Origin of the sequence: Acidocella sp., from assembly GCF_028687955.1 — a bacterium.
Lineage (GTDB): Bacteria > Pseudomonadota > Alphaproteobacteria > Acetobacterales > Acetobacteraceae > Acidocella.
On sequence record NZ_JAQTZC010000024.1, the window covers coordinates 1 to 15,856 of the forward strand.

Here is a 15,856-nt window from a genome sequence, read left to right on the forward strand (position 1 = left end):
TGCCACCTTCCGGGACGGAGCCGATGCGCGAGCCATCCACCGGGTAGAAATTATCGTAGGTCTTGCCCGAGCTGCCCTGGGTGAAGACACCATCAATGAAATGCGCCGCATCACGGCGGGCAGCGGATATTGAGAAGGTCATGAAAGATTTATCCTTTATAATCAACCCAGGCCGAGCGCACGCCGCCCGGCCGCGGCACCGGCGCGGTCGTCATCCTCCGAACCACCGGAAACGCCGATTCCGCCTATGATGTTGCCATTTTGCCGAAGCGGCGCGCCGCCCCCGAACAGCACCACGCCGGGGCGCATCGCGAGCCCTTCGCGCACCACTTCACGCTGCGAGAGGCTTTTGCAAAGATCGTCCGTCGAGATGCCAAAAATTGCCGCGGTCCATGCCTTGTCGCGGGCGATATCCACCGAGGCGGCAAACGCTCCATCGGCGCGCAAGCAGGCGACCAGCGCGCCGCCGGGGTCCACCACGCAAGCCACCACGGCAACCCCGCGCGATGCGGCATCAGCCACCGCGGCCTGCACGGCACGCAGCGCGGCGGCGGAAGTAATGGTATGGGTTGAACGGGAAATGCTCATGGCGGACCGCTGCCTCGTTTCAGGTTACAACCGAGGGGAACGCTTCGTTAAGAACGCGCTCGTAATGGAAAATGCCTTTGCCGATCTGGGTTTCGTCCCAGGTGCGGGCCGGCCCGATATGGAAATATCAAAATGGGACAGGATGTCCGCTGCGTGGCCGCTGCTGCGACGGTCGAATTCATCAGCAGCCTTCAGGTACATCCGCTCGTCCGTAGCCTCCGTTACCCGGTTGAGGCCGATACGCTTGATGCAGTGCTCGACCGCTGATTGCATGCCGAGCACGCGGCGCTGAGTAAAGCCGGGAGGCAAAACGCCGGTATGGGCCATCGGCAATCCTTCTTGGTTGCGGCGGCAGCCTTTCCAGCAGCCATTCATGAAAGCGGCAGACTTAAAGCTGAAGCGTGAGAACGGTTAGCATGAGGCTGGAGACCGCGGCCATGCCGCCGCTCCAGCCATGCCGAGGGTGATATTCCCGGCGGCGGGGGCCGTCAACGATAATTTCGAGATTTTTATATATTCGGCAAAATTGTTATTTTCATTTATATTCCAAAGCCGCTATCATAGGGCAAATATTGCGATTTACCCGGCTGACCGCCCAGTCCCCCCGCGTTTCCAGCCAGGGTGGAAAAGCATTCGGAGGATGACTGGATATGGATACTTATGCATACTAATGCAGCCCCCAATGTGACAGCTGCGGCGTTGGCGCCGCCCAAACAGGGTGCCGCGCGCAGCCTGGTGGAAGCCGCGCATGAGGCGATCTGCCATGAAATTCTCACCGGCGGGCTGGCGCCAGGGGAAAAGCTGCGGTTCGAGATGCTGCGCAAGCGCTTTGGCTTTGGCGCCAGCACGCTGCGCGAGGCGCTGACGCGGCTGGTGGGGGAAGCACTGGTCACCTCCGAGGAGCAGAAGGGGTTCCGGGTTGCGCCGGTCTCGCTGGAAGACCTCGCCGACCTGACCCGCACGCGCAAGTTCATTGAACTGGAGGCGCTGCGCGAGTCCATCCTGAATGGTGATGACGCATGGGAGGGCCGCCTGGTTTCCGCCTTCCACCGGCTTTCAAAGGTGGAAGCAAAGCTGAGTTCCGGGCCTGAGTTGCAGCAGGATGAATTCGAGCACCGCAACAATGAATTTCACTATGCGCTGATCAGCGCCTGCCCTTCGCGCTGGCTGCACCATCTGCACGGGATATTGTATCAGCAGTCGGAGCGATATCGCCGCATCTCGCTGGTGAACCGGGTTGTGCCGCGCGATGTGCATGCCGAACACAAGGCGATGTTTGAAGCCGCGCTTACGCGCAATGTGGAGCTGGCCTGCCAGGTTGCGGGCGAGCATATCGAACGGACGCTCGCCGTGATGGGCAAGGTGCTGAGCGCGGGAATGAGCCCGGGCGGTTAAGCGCCCGGCGCGGTCTCACGGTAAACATCAAATGCCGCTTCCGCCCAAGCGCAGGCCGGCGCCATGCCGTTCTCTTCATGCCCGAGGGGCAGGATTATTTCGCCTTCGAGCCTGTCTCCCCCAGCACCGATGCCATCAACTGCGCCCCGGCGGAGATGCGTGTGCAGCCCCTAGCGGGACAATGCACGCGCATCTCGTTTTATCCGTGGCAGCCCGCTGAATCAGACGGCCGCGCGTTGCTTGAGAATATCAAGCGCGACATCGATGATCATGTCCTCCTGCCCGCCGACCATTTTTCTCCGGCCCAGCTCGGCCAGAATTTCGCTGGTGTCCACACCATAGGTCTTCGAGGCGTTTTCCGCATGGCGCAGGAACGATGAATACACGCCGGCATAGCCCAAGCTCAGGGATTCCCGGTCAACGCGCACTGGGCGGTCCTGCAACGGGCGCACCAGATCATCGGCGGCATTCATCAGCTTGGACAAATCGCAGCCGGACTCGATGCCTTCGCGGTCCAGCACGGCGATGAGCGCCTCCAGCGGCGCATTGCCCGCGCCAGCTCCCATGCCAGCCAGCGAGGCATCCACGCGCACAGCACCGGCCTTTATGCCCGCGACCGCGTTAGCAACACCAAGGGTCAGGTTATGATGGGTATGCACGCCGATCTCGGTTTGCGGCTTCAGCGCCGCGCGCATCGCCCGCACTTTTTCGCTATATTGCTCCGGCAGCATCGCGCCCGCGGAATCGGTCACATAGACGCATTCCGCGCCGTAGGACTCCATCAATTTGCCCTGCTCGACCAGCTTCTCCGCCGGCACCATGTGGGCCATCATCAGGAAGCCAATGGTATCCATGCCAAGCTTGCGCGCCGCTTCGATATGCTGGCGCGAAACATCCGCCTCGGTGCAATGCGTGGCGATACGCACCGAGCGCGCCCCGGCATCATACGCGGCCTTCAGGTCATGCACCGTGGCGATGCCCGGCAGCATCAAAATGGTAACACGCGCATGCGTGCACACACCCGCCACCGCGGCGATCCACTCCGCGTCGTCATGCGCGCCAAAGCCGTAGTTGAAAGTGGAGCCGGTGATGCCGTCGCCATGCGAAATCTCGATAGCGTCAACCTTGGCTTCATCCAGCGCGCGCGCAACCGCGGTCACCGTCTCCAGCGTATACTGGTGACGGATGGAATGCATGCCATCGCGCAGGGTGACATCCTGGACATAAAGCTTATTCGGGTTCGGGCGAGCCATTTATGCAGCCTCCTTGGCGAGATATTGCGCGGCCCAATGGTCGGCGGAAACCAGGGCGGCAGAGGTCATGATATCAAGATTACCGGCGTAGGCCGGCAGATAATGCGCCGCACCTTCCACTTCGAGCAGGATCGTGGTCTTCAGCCCGGTGGCATAACCGATGCCAGGGATACGCACCGGCGCATTGTCGCCAATCACTTCGAACTGCACCTTCTGCTTCAACCGGTAGCCGGGGACGTATTTGCGCACCGCTTGTTCCATTTCCAGAATGGACGCCTCGATCGCATCCCGGTCGCCGCCCTGCGAAAGCGTGAAGACGGTATCACGCATGATCAGCGGCGGCTCGGCGGGGTTGAGGATGATGATCGCCTTGCCGCGCTCAGCGCCGCCCAGCACTTCAATCGCCTTGGACGTGGTCTCGGTGAACTCGTCAATATTCGCGCGCGTGCCGGGGCCCGCGGATTTGGAGGAGATGGAGGCGACGATCTCGCCATACACCACCCGTTCAACCGCGCGCCTCACCGCATACACCATCGGAATCGTCGCCTGCCCGCCGCAGGTGACCATGTTGACGTTGGGCTCGTTGATGTTGGCATCGCCGTTGATCACCGGGATGGTGAACGGGCCGATGGCGGCGGGGGTCAGATCGATGACCTTCTTGCCGTCACGTTGCAGCAGCGCGTTGTTGTGCACATGCGCACCCGCCGAGGTGGCATCAAAAACCACCTGGATATCCTTGTAATTTGCCATTTTCAACAAACCCTCGATGCCCTCATGCGTCACCGGCACGCCAAGGCGCGCGGCGCGGGCGAGGCCGTCCGATTTCGGGTCGATGCCAACCATCGCGCCCATTTCAAGATTTTTCGAGGTCCGCATGATCTTGATCATCAGATCGGTGCCGATATTGCCCGAACCGATGATCGCGCATTTCACTTTTCCAGACATTAGCAATCACCCTCATAGGTATGCATTGGTTTCACCTGAGACGTTTCTTTGTTCCGTCCACTGAGATTAAGGAAAACGAGGCCCGGCGACAATTTACGCGAAAAAATTAGTCCCATATAATGGGACTATGGAACAGAACCCCAAACCGCCTCCCTCTAATAGCGCATCGCTTGAAAAAGGCCTAGCCCTGTTCAACCTCATCGCGCGCGACCGTGGGCAAACCCCCCTTAAGGAGCTGGCCGCAGGCTTGGCGCTACCCCGCTCCACATTGTACCGGCTCATCAACACCCTGGAAGGCACAGGGATGATCACCAGGCTCGAACACCGCCGCTACGATATCGGCCTACCGCTGGCCGAAGCTCTGCACGGCATCACCCCCGCCGGGCAACTGGCCCGGCTCTGCCGCCCGGCGTTGCGCCAGCTTGCCAGCGCCTGCGGGGCCACAGCGCATCTGGGCGTGATGGAGAACGACATGGTGACATATCTCGTAAAGGAGAGCGCCACGAGCGTCCCCGCCGCATTATCCATCAGCGTCGAGAATACCCAGCTCGAAGCCTATTGCTCGGGCATCGGCAAGGTGCTCCTGGCCTGGCTGCCCGAGGCCGAGCGCGCGCGCTATCTCGCCGGCGGCCCGTTCGTTGCGCTCACTTCACGCACAATCACCGACCCGCGGCAGCTGCGTGAAACCCTTAAAACCGTGAAGGCGGAGCAATTCGCCCGCGACGACGGCGAAATCGCCGAAGATCTCTACTGCCTCGCCGTGCCACTCTTGACCAGCGATCAATCCGTCTCCGCGGCAATCTCCCTGACCTTCACGCACGCGGGGCAAAAAAAGCATGACGACGCAACCTATCTGACAAGGCTGCGGGCCTGCGCCGCCAAGCTCAGCCGCGCCAGCCTGGCCACCATCCAAAGCTGATCCGTCGCATCAGCGGCCGCAAAACTCAAAAAAAGCCTTACCTGCCCGCAAGCTGGTCAAACGCCTCCAGCGCCTGCGCGGCATACATCACCGAGGGCCCCGCCCCCATATAAATCGCCATGCCCATCGTTTCGGCCACCTCCTCGCGGGTGGCGCCGCACTTCACAGCGCCTTGCGCATGGTAGGCGATGCAGGGCGCGCAGCGTGTCGCCACGCCAATCGCCAGCGCGATCAGCTCCTTTGTTTTGCTATCCAGCGCGCTGCCTCCCTGCGCGGCCCTGGCCATTTCGGCAAAGCTCTTCATCACATCCGGCGCGCCCTGGCGCAGGTTTTTCACGCCAACATCCATATTGGCGATCAGCTCTTTCCAGTCCTCAATCATGCGGGCATCCCTTATTTGAACGCGCAACCAACCGGAAAACCAAGTTTCTTGAACACAAAGGCCGCCGGACAAACCCCGGTGAAACCTGTCTGCAACAGATTCAGCCCAATAAAGGCGGTGAACAGCAGAAACCACTGGCTCACCCAGAGTGTCAGCGCCAAGCTTAGCAGCACCATGGCACCGGCGAAGGAGAATACAGCCTTATCAATTGTCATCGGGTTTTCCTTTTCAGTTATGCAACGGCCTGGCGTGCCCAGCGCACGATCTGTTCAGCCGTCATCGCCCCGGCGTTCTGTTTCACCAGCACGCCGTCCTTAAACAGCAGCAGGGTGGGAATCGCCCGCACGCCGTAGCGGGTCATGGTTCCCGGCGCATCGTCGCCATTCAGTTTCAACAGCCGCATCCGCGGCTCCAGCTGCGCCGCCGCCTGTTCGTAATGCGGCGCCATGGAGCGGCAAGGCCCGCACCACGGCGCCCATATGTCTATCAGCACCGGCACGCCGTCGTTCTTCAAGTGGCGGGCCAGCCCCGCCTCCTCCACATTCGCCGGATGCCCGTCAAACAATGGTTTGTGGCACCCGCCGCACCGCGGCGCCGCCGCCAGCTTCTCCGCCGGCAGGCGGTTCACCGCGCCGCAGGCCGGGCAAACCAGAGTGATCGCCATAGACCTCTCCTTTTCAAAAAAAATTCCTGGTGTGACATGTCATTGAAAATGCCGTGTCAAGCTAGAGTCAGATTTAGCGCGCGCGGCCTACCAACCCGTGCAGGACCCTGCGTCATTCATGACGCAGGGTCCGAGAGCGCGATCGTTTGAGTTTCGCTCAGCCGAGCGAGCCGAAAGCGTGCATCGCCCTCAGAAAAATAGCCAGAGCCTGATCACACTTAAACCAATCAGGCGCTAGCGTGATTTATTCTCAAGCTTATGAATATTCAACTGCTTCATCAGGTAACGTTCATAAAACGGTTCGCTCTTGCCGATGCGTATCTTGCGCAGAAAATACCGCTCGAACCCCACCTTCGCCAAATGCACCCATTTCCCCCTGCTTGACCAATTGGCGTTGCGCGGCGGCAACTGCGGCTGCGCCACAAAGGCAATGCCCCCATCGCCGAAATCCGCCAGGCAGATCGCGTTCCACGACGGCTTGATGGTGGCATCTCCGCCGCGCAGCAGCGCACCGATGTTATGCGCCGTCGAGGTGACCATCGACTCAATCATGAACCCGGTTTTCGGCACGCCGAGCGGCACCGGAGTCTTGCCGATCGGCGGAATCGCCACGCACACGCCGATGGAGAACACATTCCGATAGGTGGGATTGCGCTGATACGCATCGGCCAAAATAAACCCGCGCGGATTGGTCAGCCCGGCCACGCCAAACACCGCCGGCACACCGCGGAACGGCGGCATCAGCATGCTGTAGCTAAAATCCAGCGTATGCGTGGCCTTCAGGCTGGCATCCTCGGCCAGCTCCTCCACCACCATCTGCCCGGCACTAATCTCCTTCACCCGCGCATTGGTAATCCATTTGATATGCCGGTTGCGCAACTCGCTTTCCATCACCCCCTTGGTGTCGCCCACGCCATCAAGCCCCAGATGCCCGATATACGGCTCAGGGGTGATATAAGTCATCGGCACCTTGTTGCGGATACCGCGCTTGCGCAGCTCGGTATCCACAATAAACGCAAATTCATAGGCCGGCCCAAAGCAGGAAACCCCCTGCGCCGCGCCGATCACAATCGGGCCGGGATTTTTGCAGAATTCCTCGAACGCCACGAAGGCCTGCTCGGCATGGCCGGTCTCGCAGATTGACTGCGTATGCGCCTTCGGCCCAAGTCCCGGAATTTCGTCGAACGCCAGCTCCGGCCCGGTGGCGATAACCAGGTAATCATAGGCTATCGCCTCGCCGCTCACCGTCCTCACCAGATTCTCCTCCGGCACGACGCGCGCCGCCCCCTCGGTGATAAAACGAATTTTCTTCTTCTGCATCACCTTCGTCAGGTCGACCTCAATATCCTTGCGCTCACGCCAGCCCACGGCCACCCAGGGGTTGGAAGGATAGAACTGATACACCGGGCTATTCCCAATCACCGTGATTCGGTCATCGGGCCGCAGCTGATCAGCCATTTCATACGCCATCAAAGTCCCGCCTAATCCGGCGCCTAAAATTACGACTTCAGCCATGGATTGAATCCTTATGTGTTTTTACCATTGCTTATATATTCGTTTCTTCGTATATACGCAACTATGAAAATAGACGCCAGCCTCATGCATAGCGCCGCCGGACAAGCCAGCGAGATGTTAAAGTCGTTGGCCAATCCCCACCGGCTGATGATCCTCTGCCAACTCCTTGAGGGTGAGCGTTCCGTCGGTGATCTCGCGGCCTTCCTGGATTTACGCAGCTCCACCGTCTCCCAGCATCTGGCGTTGCTGCGCCGTGATACCCTGGTCGCATCCCGGCGGGACGGCCAAACCATATGGTACGGCATTGCTAGCACGCCTGCAAAAAAAATTCTGGAAACATTGTTTGAACTTTACTGCGCGCCGCGTAACGATACCCCTCAAACCACCAGCGGCTTTTGCACCATTCCCACCCCAACGCTCCCACTGAAAGGCTAACAAAATGTTTTTCAACAAAAAAAAATCTGACTTGCGCGACTTCACCCCGGCCGAACTGCATGAGGCCCTGGCTCGCCACGCGGTCACACTGGTGGATGTCCGCGAGCCGGGCGAATTTGCCACCGCGCGCATCCACGGCTCGGTGCTCTTCCCCTTGTCCAGCTTTGACCCGAAGGCCCTCCCGCACGACCCGGCCAGGCCCATCGTCCTGCACTGCGGCGTCGGCCGCCGCTCGCAAGCCGCCGCCGATCTCTGCCACAAGGCGGGGGTTGAAATCGCCGGGCATCTCGCCGGCGGCCTCAATGCCTGGGTCCAGGCCGGCCTGCCCGTCGTCACGCTAGACCCCGCTTCGGGAAAAACCGTAGACCGCGATTAGCGCAATCCGCGTTTCAACCGGCGCGGCAGCACCAAGCTAAACGCCTGAAACGGCTTGCTAAAACTAAGTGTTAGAGTCTTCAGCTCTATGCTGAAGACTCTAGTTTTTCCCAACTAGGAAACACCGCATGCGCCTCTCAACCCTGGCCTTGTCTGCCTGCATCGCCGCCTGCTTCGCCGCGGGCCCCGTTGCGGCCATCGCCGCCCCGCCTGGCGCGACCTTCACCGTCGCCACCGGGCTGATCACCGACCAGAAGGCCGTTTTCGCCACAGTGGAGAGCGCGCATGTGGTCCCCGCCCGCACCCGGCTCGCCGGCACCATCGTATCCCTCTCGGTGCGCGATGGTGACGCCGTCACCGCCGGACAGACCATCGCCACCGTCGCCGACTCCGCGATGGCGCAGCAATTACAATCGCTTAACGCCAGCATCACCGGCCTGCGCGCGCAACTGGCGCAAGCCAGCATAGACCTCGCCCGCGCCCAGCGGCTCATCGGCAGCGGCGCCATCGCGCGGGCCACTCTGGACCAGGCGCAAACCGCGCAGAACGTCGCCAGCAGCAGCCTGAAATCACAGATCGCCGCGCGCAACGCCCTGGCCGCGCAAATCGCCAACGGCGCCGTGCTGGCCCCGGTCTCCGGCCGCGTGCTGCACCGGCCCGTCACCCAGGGCAGCGTGGTGGTCACCGGCGACACCATCGCCACCATCGCCGAGCAGGATTACGTCCTGCGCCTGGAAGTCCCCGAATATCATTCCCGCATCATGCATGTGGGCGATCTGGTGCGCATCAGCGACACCGGCAACACTCCCGAATTCGGCAAAATCACCCTGATTTACCCGCAGATCCAGAACGGCGATGTCCAGGCCGATGCCACCTCCCCCGGCCTTGGCGACTATTTCGTCGGCCAGCGCATCCAGGTCTGGATCTCCGCCGGCCAGCGCCCCGGCCTGGTCATCCCCGCCTCCTTCATCGAATCCCGCTTCGGGCTGGATTATGTGGAGCTGAAAACCCCGAACGGCCACAGTATCGCGGTGCCGGTGCAGCAGGGCGCGCCGCACCCAACCCCCTCCATGCCTGATGGTGTCGAGATCCTCTCCGGCCTGCAGCCCGGCAACGTCCTCACCGCCCCGGCCGCGCCATGAAGCTCGGCCTCTCCGGCGCGCTGACCAAGCGCTTCATCCGCTCGCCCCTCTCACCGCTCTTCCTCATCGCGGCCGTCATGGCCGGAATGATCGCGCTCATCACCATCCCGCGCGAGGAAGACCCGCAGATCCACGTCCCGATGGTCGATGTGATGGTCAACACCAACGGTCTGAGGGCCGGCGACGGTGTGGAGCTTGTCACCAAACCGCTGGAGACCATCCTGCGCGCCATCCCCGGCGTTGAGCATATCTACAGCACAAGCGTCGACAACCACGTCACCGTCACCGCCCGTTTCGTTGTCGGCACCAACGAGGACAACGCGGTGCTGCGCGTCAACGATAAAATCCGCGCCAATCTGGACCGCATCCCCATCGGCATCCCCGAGCCCCTGGTGGTCGGCCGCGGGATTGACGATGTCGCCATCGTCACCCTCACCCTCACCCCTAAACCAGATGCCGCCAGCCATTGGGATGAAGCCGGGCTGACCCAGCTCGCGCAAAAACTCCAGGGCGAGCTCATCAAAATCCCCAGCGTCGGCCTTACCTACATCGCGGGTGAGGACCCGGAGCAAATCCGCATCGAGCCGGACCCGGAAAAACTGATGCTCTACGGCGTCACCCTGCAACAGCTCGTGGCGCGCGTGCAGGAAGCCAACCAAACCTTCAGCGCCGGCGCCATCCGCTACAACGGCAAAATGGAAGGCGTGGATGTCGGCCATACACTCTCCGGCGTGCCGGACATCGGCCTGCTGCTGGTCACCACGCGTGACAACCGCCCCGTCTATGTCCGCGACGTGGCAAAAGTCGTGTTCGGCCCCAAACCGCTGGAGCAGCAGGTCTGGGCGCTCAACCGCGACAAAACCGGCTGGACCCAATCTCCCGCCGTAACACTGGCCATCGCCAAGGTCAGCGGCGCCAACGCCGTCACCGTGGCGCGGGCCGTTCTGGCGCAGGTTAAAACCCTGCGCGGCCAGTTAATCCCCAGCGACATCAACGTGCAGGTCACCCGCGACTACGGCCAGACCGCCACGCAAAAAGCCAATGAGCTGCTCTTCCACCTGGCGATTGCCACCATCTCCATCGTGCTGCTCATCGGCTTCACCCTTGGCTGGCGCGAAGCCGCCGTCACCGCGGTGGTCATCCCCACCACCATCCTGCTCGCCATCTTCGCCGCCGAGATGATGGGCTACACCATCAACCGCGTCAGCCTCTTCGCGCTCATTTTCTCCATCGGCATCCTGGTCGACGATGCGATCGTGGTGATCGAGAACATCACCCGCCATTGGGAGATGCATGACAACCGCACGCGCCTGCAAGCCGCCATCGAGGCCGTGGCCGAGGTCGGCAACCCGACCATCTTCGCCACCCTCACCGTCATCACGGCGCTGCTGCCGATGCTCTTCGTCAGCGGCCTCATGGGCCCCTACATGGCGCCGATCCCCGCTGTCGCCTCAGCCGCCATGGTCTTCTCCTTCTTCGTCGCGATGACCGTGGTGCCCTGGATGACACTCAAATTCGTCAAACCACGCGCGGCTCCGGCCGGCGGGCATGGCGCGCATCACGGCGGGCGGCTGGCAAGCCTCTATCTTCGCATCGCCGCGCCGGTGCTCAAAACCCGCAAACGCGCGCTGCGCTTTCTGCTCATCGTCGGCGCTGCAACCATTCTGGCCTGCTCGTTGTTCTATTTTGAGCTGGTCAAGGTCAAGCTCCTGCCTTTTGACAATAAATCGGAGCTGGATGTGGTGCTCAACCTGCCCCCCGGCGCCACGTTGGAGGATACCGAGCGCACCCTCTTCGCCGCCGCCAGAATTGCTGGAAAAATGCCCGAGGTGACCTCCATGCAGGTTTACGCCGGCACACCCGCCCCTTTTGATTTCAACGGCTTGGTCCGCCATTACTACGCCCGCCAGTCGCCCGAGCTGGGTGAGCTACACATCGTCCTGGTCGGCAAAAACAAACGCACGCGCGAGAGCCACACCATCGCCATCGCGCTGCGCCGCCAACTCGACTCCAACCTGCCCCTGCCGCCCGGCGGCGTCATCAAGGTGGTGGAAGTCCCGCCCGGCCCGCCGGTCATCGCCTCGCTGCTGGCTGAAATCTATGGCCCCAACCAGGCAACCCGCCTCGAAGTGGCCCAGCGCGTGAAGGCCATCTTCAAATCTATCCCCTTCATTGTCGATGTCGACGACAGCTACGGCCGCCCCCCGCCGCGCCTGAACATCACCGTCGACCAGGACGAGCTGGAATATTTCCATGTCCAGCAAAGCGACGTGAACGCCACGCTGCAAGACCTCTTTTCCGGCAAGGGCATCGGCTATTCCTACCGCGGATCAGACAGGCCGCCGCTGGAAATCGCCATCGGCCTGCCCAAATCCGGCCTTACCTGGAACCAGTCGATCGCTGACACCCCCATTCCCGCCAACGCGCTGCCCGGCGCGCGCGGCATCGTGGAACTGGGTCAGGTGGTCGACGTCAAAAACACCCTCGGCTCACGCGCCATCTACCGCCGCGACGGCCATTACGCCGACATGGTGACAGGCGAGCTTGCCGGCCAGTTCGAAGCCCCCATCTACGGCATGTTCGCCGTTGATAAAGCCATCGAAAAAGCCAACTGGGGCAGCCTGCCCAAGCCCGATATCCGCTTCGTCGGCCAACCCACGAATGAGGCCAAACCTTCCCTGCTGTGGGATGGCGAATGGCAGATCACCTATGTCACCTTCCGCGACATGGGTATCGCCTTCGGTGTCGCCATCCTGGGCATCTATGTGCTGGTGGTGGCGCAGTTCGGCAGCTTCAAACTGCCGCTGGTGGTGCTCACCCCCATCCCGCTCACCCTCATCGGCATCATGCTCGGCCACTGGATGCTGGGCGCGGATTTCACCGCCACCTCGATGATCGGCTTCATCGCGCTGGCCGGCATCATCGTACGCAACTCCATCCTGTTGGTGGATTTCATCCGCGGCCGGCAAGGCTCGGGCCGTCCGCTGCGTACCGTGCTGCTGGAAGCCGGCGCCATCCGCGCCAAACCCATCCTGCTCACCGCCGTCGCGGCCATGATCAGCGCCGTCACCATCCTCTCGGACCCGATCTTCCAGGGGCTCGCCACCTCGCTGCTGTTCGGTCTGGCATCCTCCACCCTGCTGACCTTGCTGGTTATCCCCGCCATTTATGTGGTACTGCGTGACGATGGACGGCCCCATGACATACAATAATCCCGCCGATCCGCACCTGGCCCAGGCCGCGCGGCAGATCCTCCAGGCGCGCCTGGCCCCCCGCGTTGAGGTGCAAACCTTTTTTGACGAAGCCACCTTCACCGCCACCCATGTGCTGCACGACCCCGCCACCAAACGCGGCGCGGTGATTGACTGCGTGCTGGATTTCGACACCGCCGCCGGGCGCACCACCACAACCTCGGCCGACGCGGTCATCGCCTACCTGCGCACCACCGGCATCACGCTGGACTGGCTGCTGGAAACCCACGCCCATGCCGACCATCTCTCGGCCGCGCCCTACATCCAGCAGCATTGCGGCGGGAGAATCGCCATTGGGCGCGAAATCCTGGCCGTACAGACCGTCTTTGGCAAAATCTTCAATCTTGGTGATGAATTCGCGCGCGACGGCTCTCAGTTCGGCCATCTGTTCGACGATGGCGCCACGTTCTCCCTGGGCGCCATCCCCGTCATCGCCCTGCACGTCCCCGGCCACACCCCGGCTGACATGGCCTATATCATCGGCGACGCCGCCTTCGCCGGCGACACGCTCTTCATGCCCGATTACGGCACCGCGCGCGCTGATTTCCCCGGCGGCGACGCCCGCCAGCTCTACCGCTCCATCCGCCGCCTGCTCGCCCTGCCAGATGAAACCCGGGTCTTCCTCTGCCACGACTATAAAGCCCCAGGCCGCGATGCATTCATCTGGGAAACCACCGTCGCGGCGCAGCGCGCCACCAACATCCATGTCCATGACGGCATCAGCGAAGACGCCTTCACCGCCATGCGCACCGCGCGCGATGCCACATTGGGCATGCCCAGGCTCATCCTGCCCTCGGTGCAGGTGAACATCCGCGCGGGCCAAATGCCCCCGCCTGAAGACAACGGCGCCAGCTACCTCAAACTTCCATTGAACCTGCTATGATCCTCACACAACTCCAGCTCGGCCTCGGCGGGTTCTCCGGCACGCTCGTTGGCTTCACCCTCGGGCTGGTTGGCGGCGGCGGCTCCATCCTGGCGGTGCCGCTCATGCTGTATGTCGTGGGCGTTAAAAACCCGCACATCGCCATCGGCACCAGCGCGCTGGCCGTGGCCGCCAATGCCGCCACCGGCCTGTTCAACCACCACCGCGCCGGCACCGTGCGCTGGCAATGCGGCGGCGCCTTCGCCGCGGCGGGGGTTGTTGGCGCCATATTCGGCAGCAGCGCCGGCAAGGCATTCGACGGCCAGAAGCTGCTCTTCCTCTTCGCGCTGCTGATGATCGCGGTCGGCATTCTCATGCTGCGCGGGCGCAACAACCCCGGCAACGCCGCCGCCGAGTGCGAGCGCAAAAACGCACCCCAAGTCCTCGGCATGGGGCTTGCCACCGGCCTGTTCTCCGGCTTCTTCGGCATTGGCGGCGGTTTTCTCATCGTCCCCGGCCTGCTCATCTCCACCGGCATGCCGGTGCTTAACGCCATCGGCACATCTCTGGTCGCCGTCACCGCCTTCGGGCTAACAACCGCGGCCAACTACGCCCTCTCCGGCCTGGTTGACTGGCCCCTGGCCATCGTCTTCATCCTCGGCGGCTTCCTGGGCAGCTTCTTTGGCATGCGCACGGCCCGGCTGCTCGCGGGCACGGCCGGGCGGCTGAGCACCGTCTTCGCATTCCTGATCTTCGCCGTCGCCCTCTACATGCTCTACCGCAGCGCCACCGCCCTGGGGTTCAACCTCTCCGGGCTATGAACCAGCCAGGGTCATGCCCTCGATCCGCAGGGTCGGCGCGTCAGTGCCGCGCTTGAACTCCAGATCGCTGGCGGGTCTCAGCGCCGCGAACATATCGCGCAGATTGCCCGCGATGGTGAATTCCGCCACCGGCTCGACCAGCACGCCGTTACGAATCATAAACCCCGCCGCGCCGCGCGAATAATCGCCGGTGATGCCGTTCACGCCCATGCCGATCAGCTCGGTCACGAACAGCCCCTCGGCAATATCAGCCATCAGCTCCCGCGGGCTCAGCACTCCCGGCTCCATATAGAAATTGCTGACCCCGCCAGCATTCCCCGTGGTTTTCAGGCCAAGCTGGTTGGCGCTGCGCGTGTCCAGAATCCAGCTCGTCAGAACGCCATCCTCAATAAACGCGCGCCACTGGCCTGGCTGGCCCTCGCGGTCAAACGGGCGCGAGCGCCGCCCGCGCACGCGCAGCGGATCCTCGATAATGCGTATCCCTGGCGCGAACACCGCCCGCCCCAGCGCATCCTTCAGGAATGAGGTTTTGCGCGCAATCGCCGCACCGTTGATCGCCCCGGCGAGATGCCCGAGAAAACTCCCCGCCACGCGCGGATGGAACAATACCGGCAACTTGCCGGTTTTCGGCCGCACCGGATTGAGCCGCGCCAGCGCCTGCTCCGCAGCCCTGCGCCCCAGCACCGCCGGGTCCTCAAGGTCAGCGCCATGCCCGGCGGATGAGGAATCATAATCGCGCTGCATCCCCGTGCCCGTCCCCGCGATCGCGGTGACGGAAACCCCGTGGTAGGAGCGCGGATACATGCCCGCAAAGCCCAGGCTGGTGGCCCGCAATGAATAACTGCGCGACCAGCTGGCCGATGCCCCCTCGGAATTGGTGATCCCCGCCACCGCCAGCGCCGCATCCTCGGCGGCGGCGGCACGGGCGATCAACACCTCCATCCTCGGCTCCAGCGGATCATCCAAATCCAGCAGCGCCGCGTCCATCGGCGGCGGCGCCTCGGGGATTTCAGCATAAGGGTCCTCGGGCACCACGCGGGCCATCGCCACCGCCTGCTCAGCGAGGCGCGCAAACGCCGCCGGATCAATCGAACTGGCCGAAATCGAGGCGCTGCATTTGCCAACAAACACCCGCAGCCCCAACGCGCGGGATTCCGCGCGCTCGGTCTCCTCGATCTTGCCCATCCGCCGCTGCACCGAAATCGAGGTGCCAGCGCTCAGACCCACTTCCGCGACATCCGCCCCGGCGGCCTTCGCCGCGCGCAAAAATTCCTGCGCCTGGGCCAGCAACTCCTGGTTCTCGTCCATG

17 protein-coding genes are annotated in these 15,856 nt (G+C 62.6%); 8 read left to right on the forward strand and 9 right to left on the reverse strand.

The window, feature by feature from the left end:
* Positions 1-162: 162 nt before the first annotated feature.
* Complete coding sequence (locus PHE40_RS04880) at positions 163-588, reverse strand: heme-binding protein (RefSeq protein WP_299958822.1); 426 nt, start codon at positions 586-588, stop codon at positions 163-165.
* 24 nt (positions 589-612) lie between these two features.
* Positions 613-915 (reverse strand): hypothetical protein, encoded by a 303-nt coding sequence (locus PHE40_RS04885; RefSeq protein WP_299958824.1) that lies wholly within the window; start codon positions 913-915, stop codon positions 613-615.
* Positions 916-1,248: 333 nt separating this feature from the next.
* On the opposite strand from PHE40_RS04885, the gene PHE40_RS04890 reads away from it, so the two are divergent.
* Positions 1,249-1,983: a GntR family transcriptional regulator gene (locus PHE40_RS04890; protein WP_299958827.1), complete on the forward strand. Its 735-nt coding sequence runs from the start codon at positions 1,249-1,251 to the stop codon at positions 1,981-1,983.
* Positions 1,984-2,204: 221 nt separating this feature from the next.
* Here the strand turns inward: PHE40_RS04890 and dmpG are convergent, their stop codons facing one another.
* Both dmpG and PHE40_RS04900 read right to left on the reverse strand, forming a co-directional pair.
* Entirely contained in the window at positions 2,205-3,236 is a 1,032-nt protein-coding gene (dmpG, locus tag PHE40_RS04895; protein ID WP_299958829.1) for a 4-hydroxy-2-oxovalerate aldolase, read from the reverse strand.
* Positions 3,237-4,181 (reverse strand): acetaldehyde dehydrogenase (acetylating), encoded by a 945-nt coding sequence (locus PHE40_RS04900; protein WP_299958832.1) that lies wholly within the window; start codon positions 4,179-4,181, stop codon positions 3,237-3,239.
* 127 nt (positions 4,182-4,308) lie between these two features.
* Here PHE40_RS04900 and PHE40_RS04905 point away from each other — a divergent pair, with 127 nt between their 5' ends.
* The gene (locus PHE40_RS04905; RefSeq protein WP_299958835.1) at positions 4,309-5,100 is read left to right on the forward strand and encodes an IclR family transcriptional regulator; all 792 of its coding nucleotides are present in this window, start codon (positions 4,309-4,311) and stop codon (positions 5,098-5,100) included.
* Positions 5,101-5,137: 37 nt separating this feature from the next.
* On the opposite strand, the gene PHE40_RS04910 is transcribed toward PHE40_RS04905, so the two are convergent.
* From PHE40_RS04910 to PHE40_RS04925, 4 genes are all read right to left on the reverse strand, one after another.
* Positions 5,138-5,482 carry a carboxymuconolactone decarboxylase family protein gene (locus PHE40_RS04910; protein ID WP_299958838.1) on the reverse strand — a complete coding sequence of 115 codons (345 nt, stop codon included), beginning with the start codon at positions 5,480-5,482 and terminating at the stop codon, positions 5,138-5,140.
* Positions 5,483-5,493: 11 nt separating this feature from the next.
* Positions 5,494-5,697, reverse strand: coding sequence for a DUF2892 domain-containing protein (locus tag PHE40_RS04915; RefSeq protein ID WP_299958841.1), 204 nt, complete (start codon positions 5,695-5,697; stop codon positions 5,494-5,496).
* A 17-nt stretch (positions 5,698-5,714) separates the two neighbouring features.
* Positions 5,715-6,146: a thioredoxin TrxC gene (trxC, locus tag PHE40_RS04920; protein ID WP_299958844.1), complete on the reverse strand. Its 432-nt coding sequence runs from the start codon at positions 6,144-6,146 to the stop codon at positions 5,715-5,717.
* 234 nt (positions 6,147-6,380) lie between these two features.
* The gene (locus tag PHE40_RS04925) at positions 6,381-7,661 is read right to left on the reverse strand and encodes an NAD(P)/FAD-dependent oxidoreductase (RefSeq protein ID WP_299958847.1); all 1,281 of its coding nucleotides are present in this window, start codon (positions 7,659-7,661) and stop codon (positions 6,381-6,383) included.
* Between the two features lie 84 nt (positions 7,662-7,745).
* Here PHE40_RS04925 and PHE40_RS04930 point away from each other — a divergent pair, with 84 nt between their 5' ends.
* From PHE40_RS04930 to PHE40_RS04955, 6 genes are all read left to right on the forward strand, one after another.
* A complete protein-coding gene (locus PHE40_RS04930) occupies positions 7,746-8,096 on the forward strand; it encodes a helix-turn-helix transcriptional regulator (RefSeq protein ID WP_299958850.1) in 351 nt (116 codons plus the stop codon).
* A 4-nt stretch (positions 8,097-8,100) separates the two neighbouring features.
* Positions 8,101-8,472: a rhodanese-like domain-containing protein gene (locus tag PHE40_RS04935; protein ID WP_299958853.1), complete on the forward strand. Its 372-nt coding sequence runs from the start codon at positions 8,101-8,103 to the stop codon at positions 8,470-8,472.
* A gap of 127 nt (positions 8,473-8,599) precedes the next feature.
* Positions 8,600-9,613: an efflux RND transporter periplasmic adaptor subunit gene (locus PHE40_RS04940; protein ID WP_299958856.1), complete on the forward strand. Its 1,014-nt coding sequence runs from the start codon at positions 8,600-8,602 to the stop codon at positions 9,611-9,613.
* The gene (locus tag PHE40_RS04945) at positions 9,610-12,825 is read left to right on the forward strand and encodes an efflux RND transporter permease subunit (RefSeq protein WP_299958859.1); all 3,216 of its coding nucleotides are present in this window, start codon (positions 9,610-9,612) and stop codon (positions 12,823-12,825) included. Before PHE40_RS04940 ends, PHE40_RS04945 begins: the two co-directional genes overlap by 4 nt.
* Positions 12,812-13,747 (forward strand): MBL fold metallo-hydrolase, encoded by a 936-nt coding sequence (locus PHE40_RS04950; RefSeq protein WP_299958862.1) that lies wholly within the window; start codon positions 12,812-12,814, stop codon positions 13,745-13,747. The genes PHE40_RS04945 and PHE40_RS04950 overlap by 14 nt, the downstream gene beginning before the upstream one ends.
* On the forward strand, positions 13,744-14,547 hold the full coding sequence (locus tag PHE40_RS04955; protein ID WP_299958865.1) for a sulfite exporter TauE/SafE family protein: 804 nt from the start codon (positions 13,744-13,746) through the stop codon (positions 14,545-14,547). The genes PHE40_RS04950 and PHE40_RS04955 overlap by 4 nt, the downstream gene beginning before the upstream one ends.
* Here the strand turns inward: PHE40_RS04955 and PHE40_RS04960 are convergent.
* The gene (locus PHE40_RS04960) at positions 14,542-15,855 is read right to left on the reverse strand and encodes a TldD/PmbA family protein (protein ID WP_299958868.1); all 1,314 of its coding nucleotides are present in this window, start codon (positions 15,853-15,855) and stop codon (positions 14,542-14,544) included. The genes PHE40_RS04955 and PHE40_RS04960 overlap by 6 nt on opposite strands.
* Between the last annotated feature and the right edge of the window lies 1 nt (position 15,856).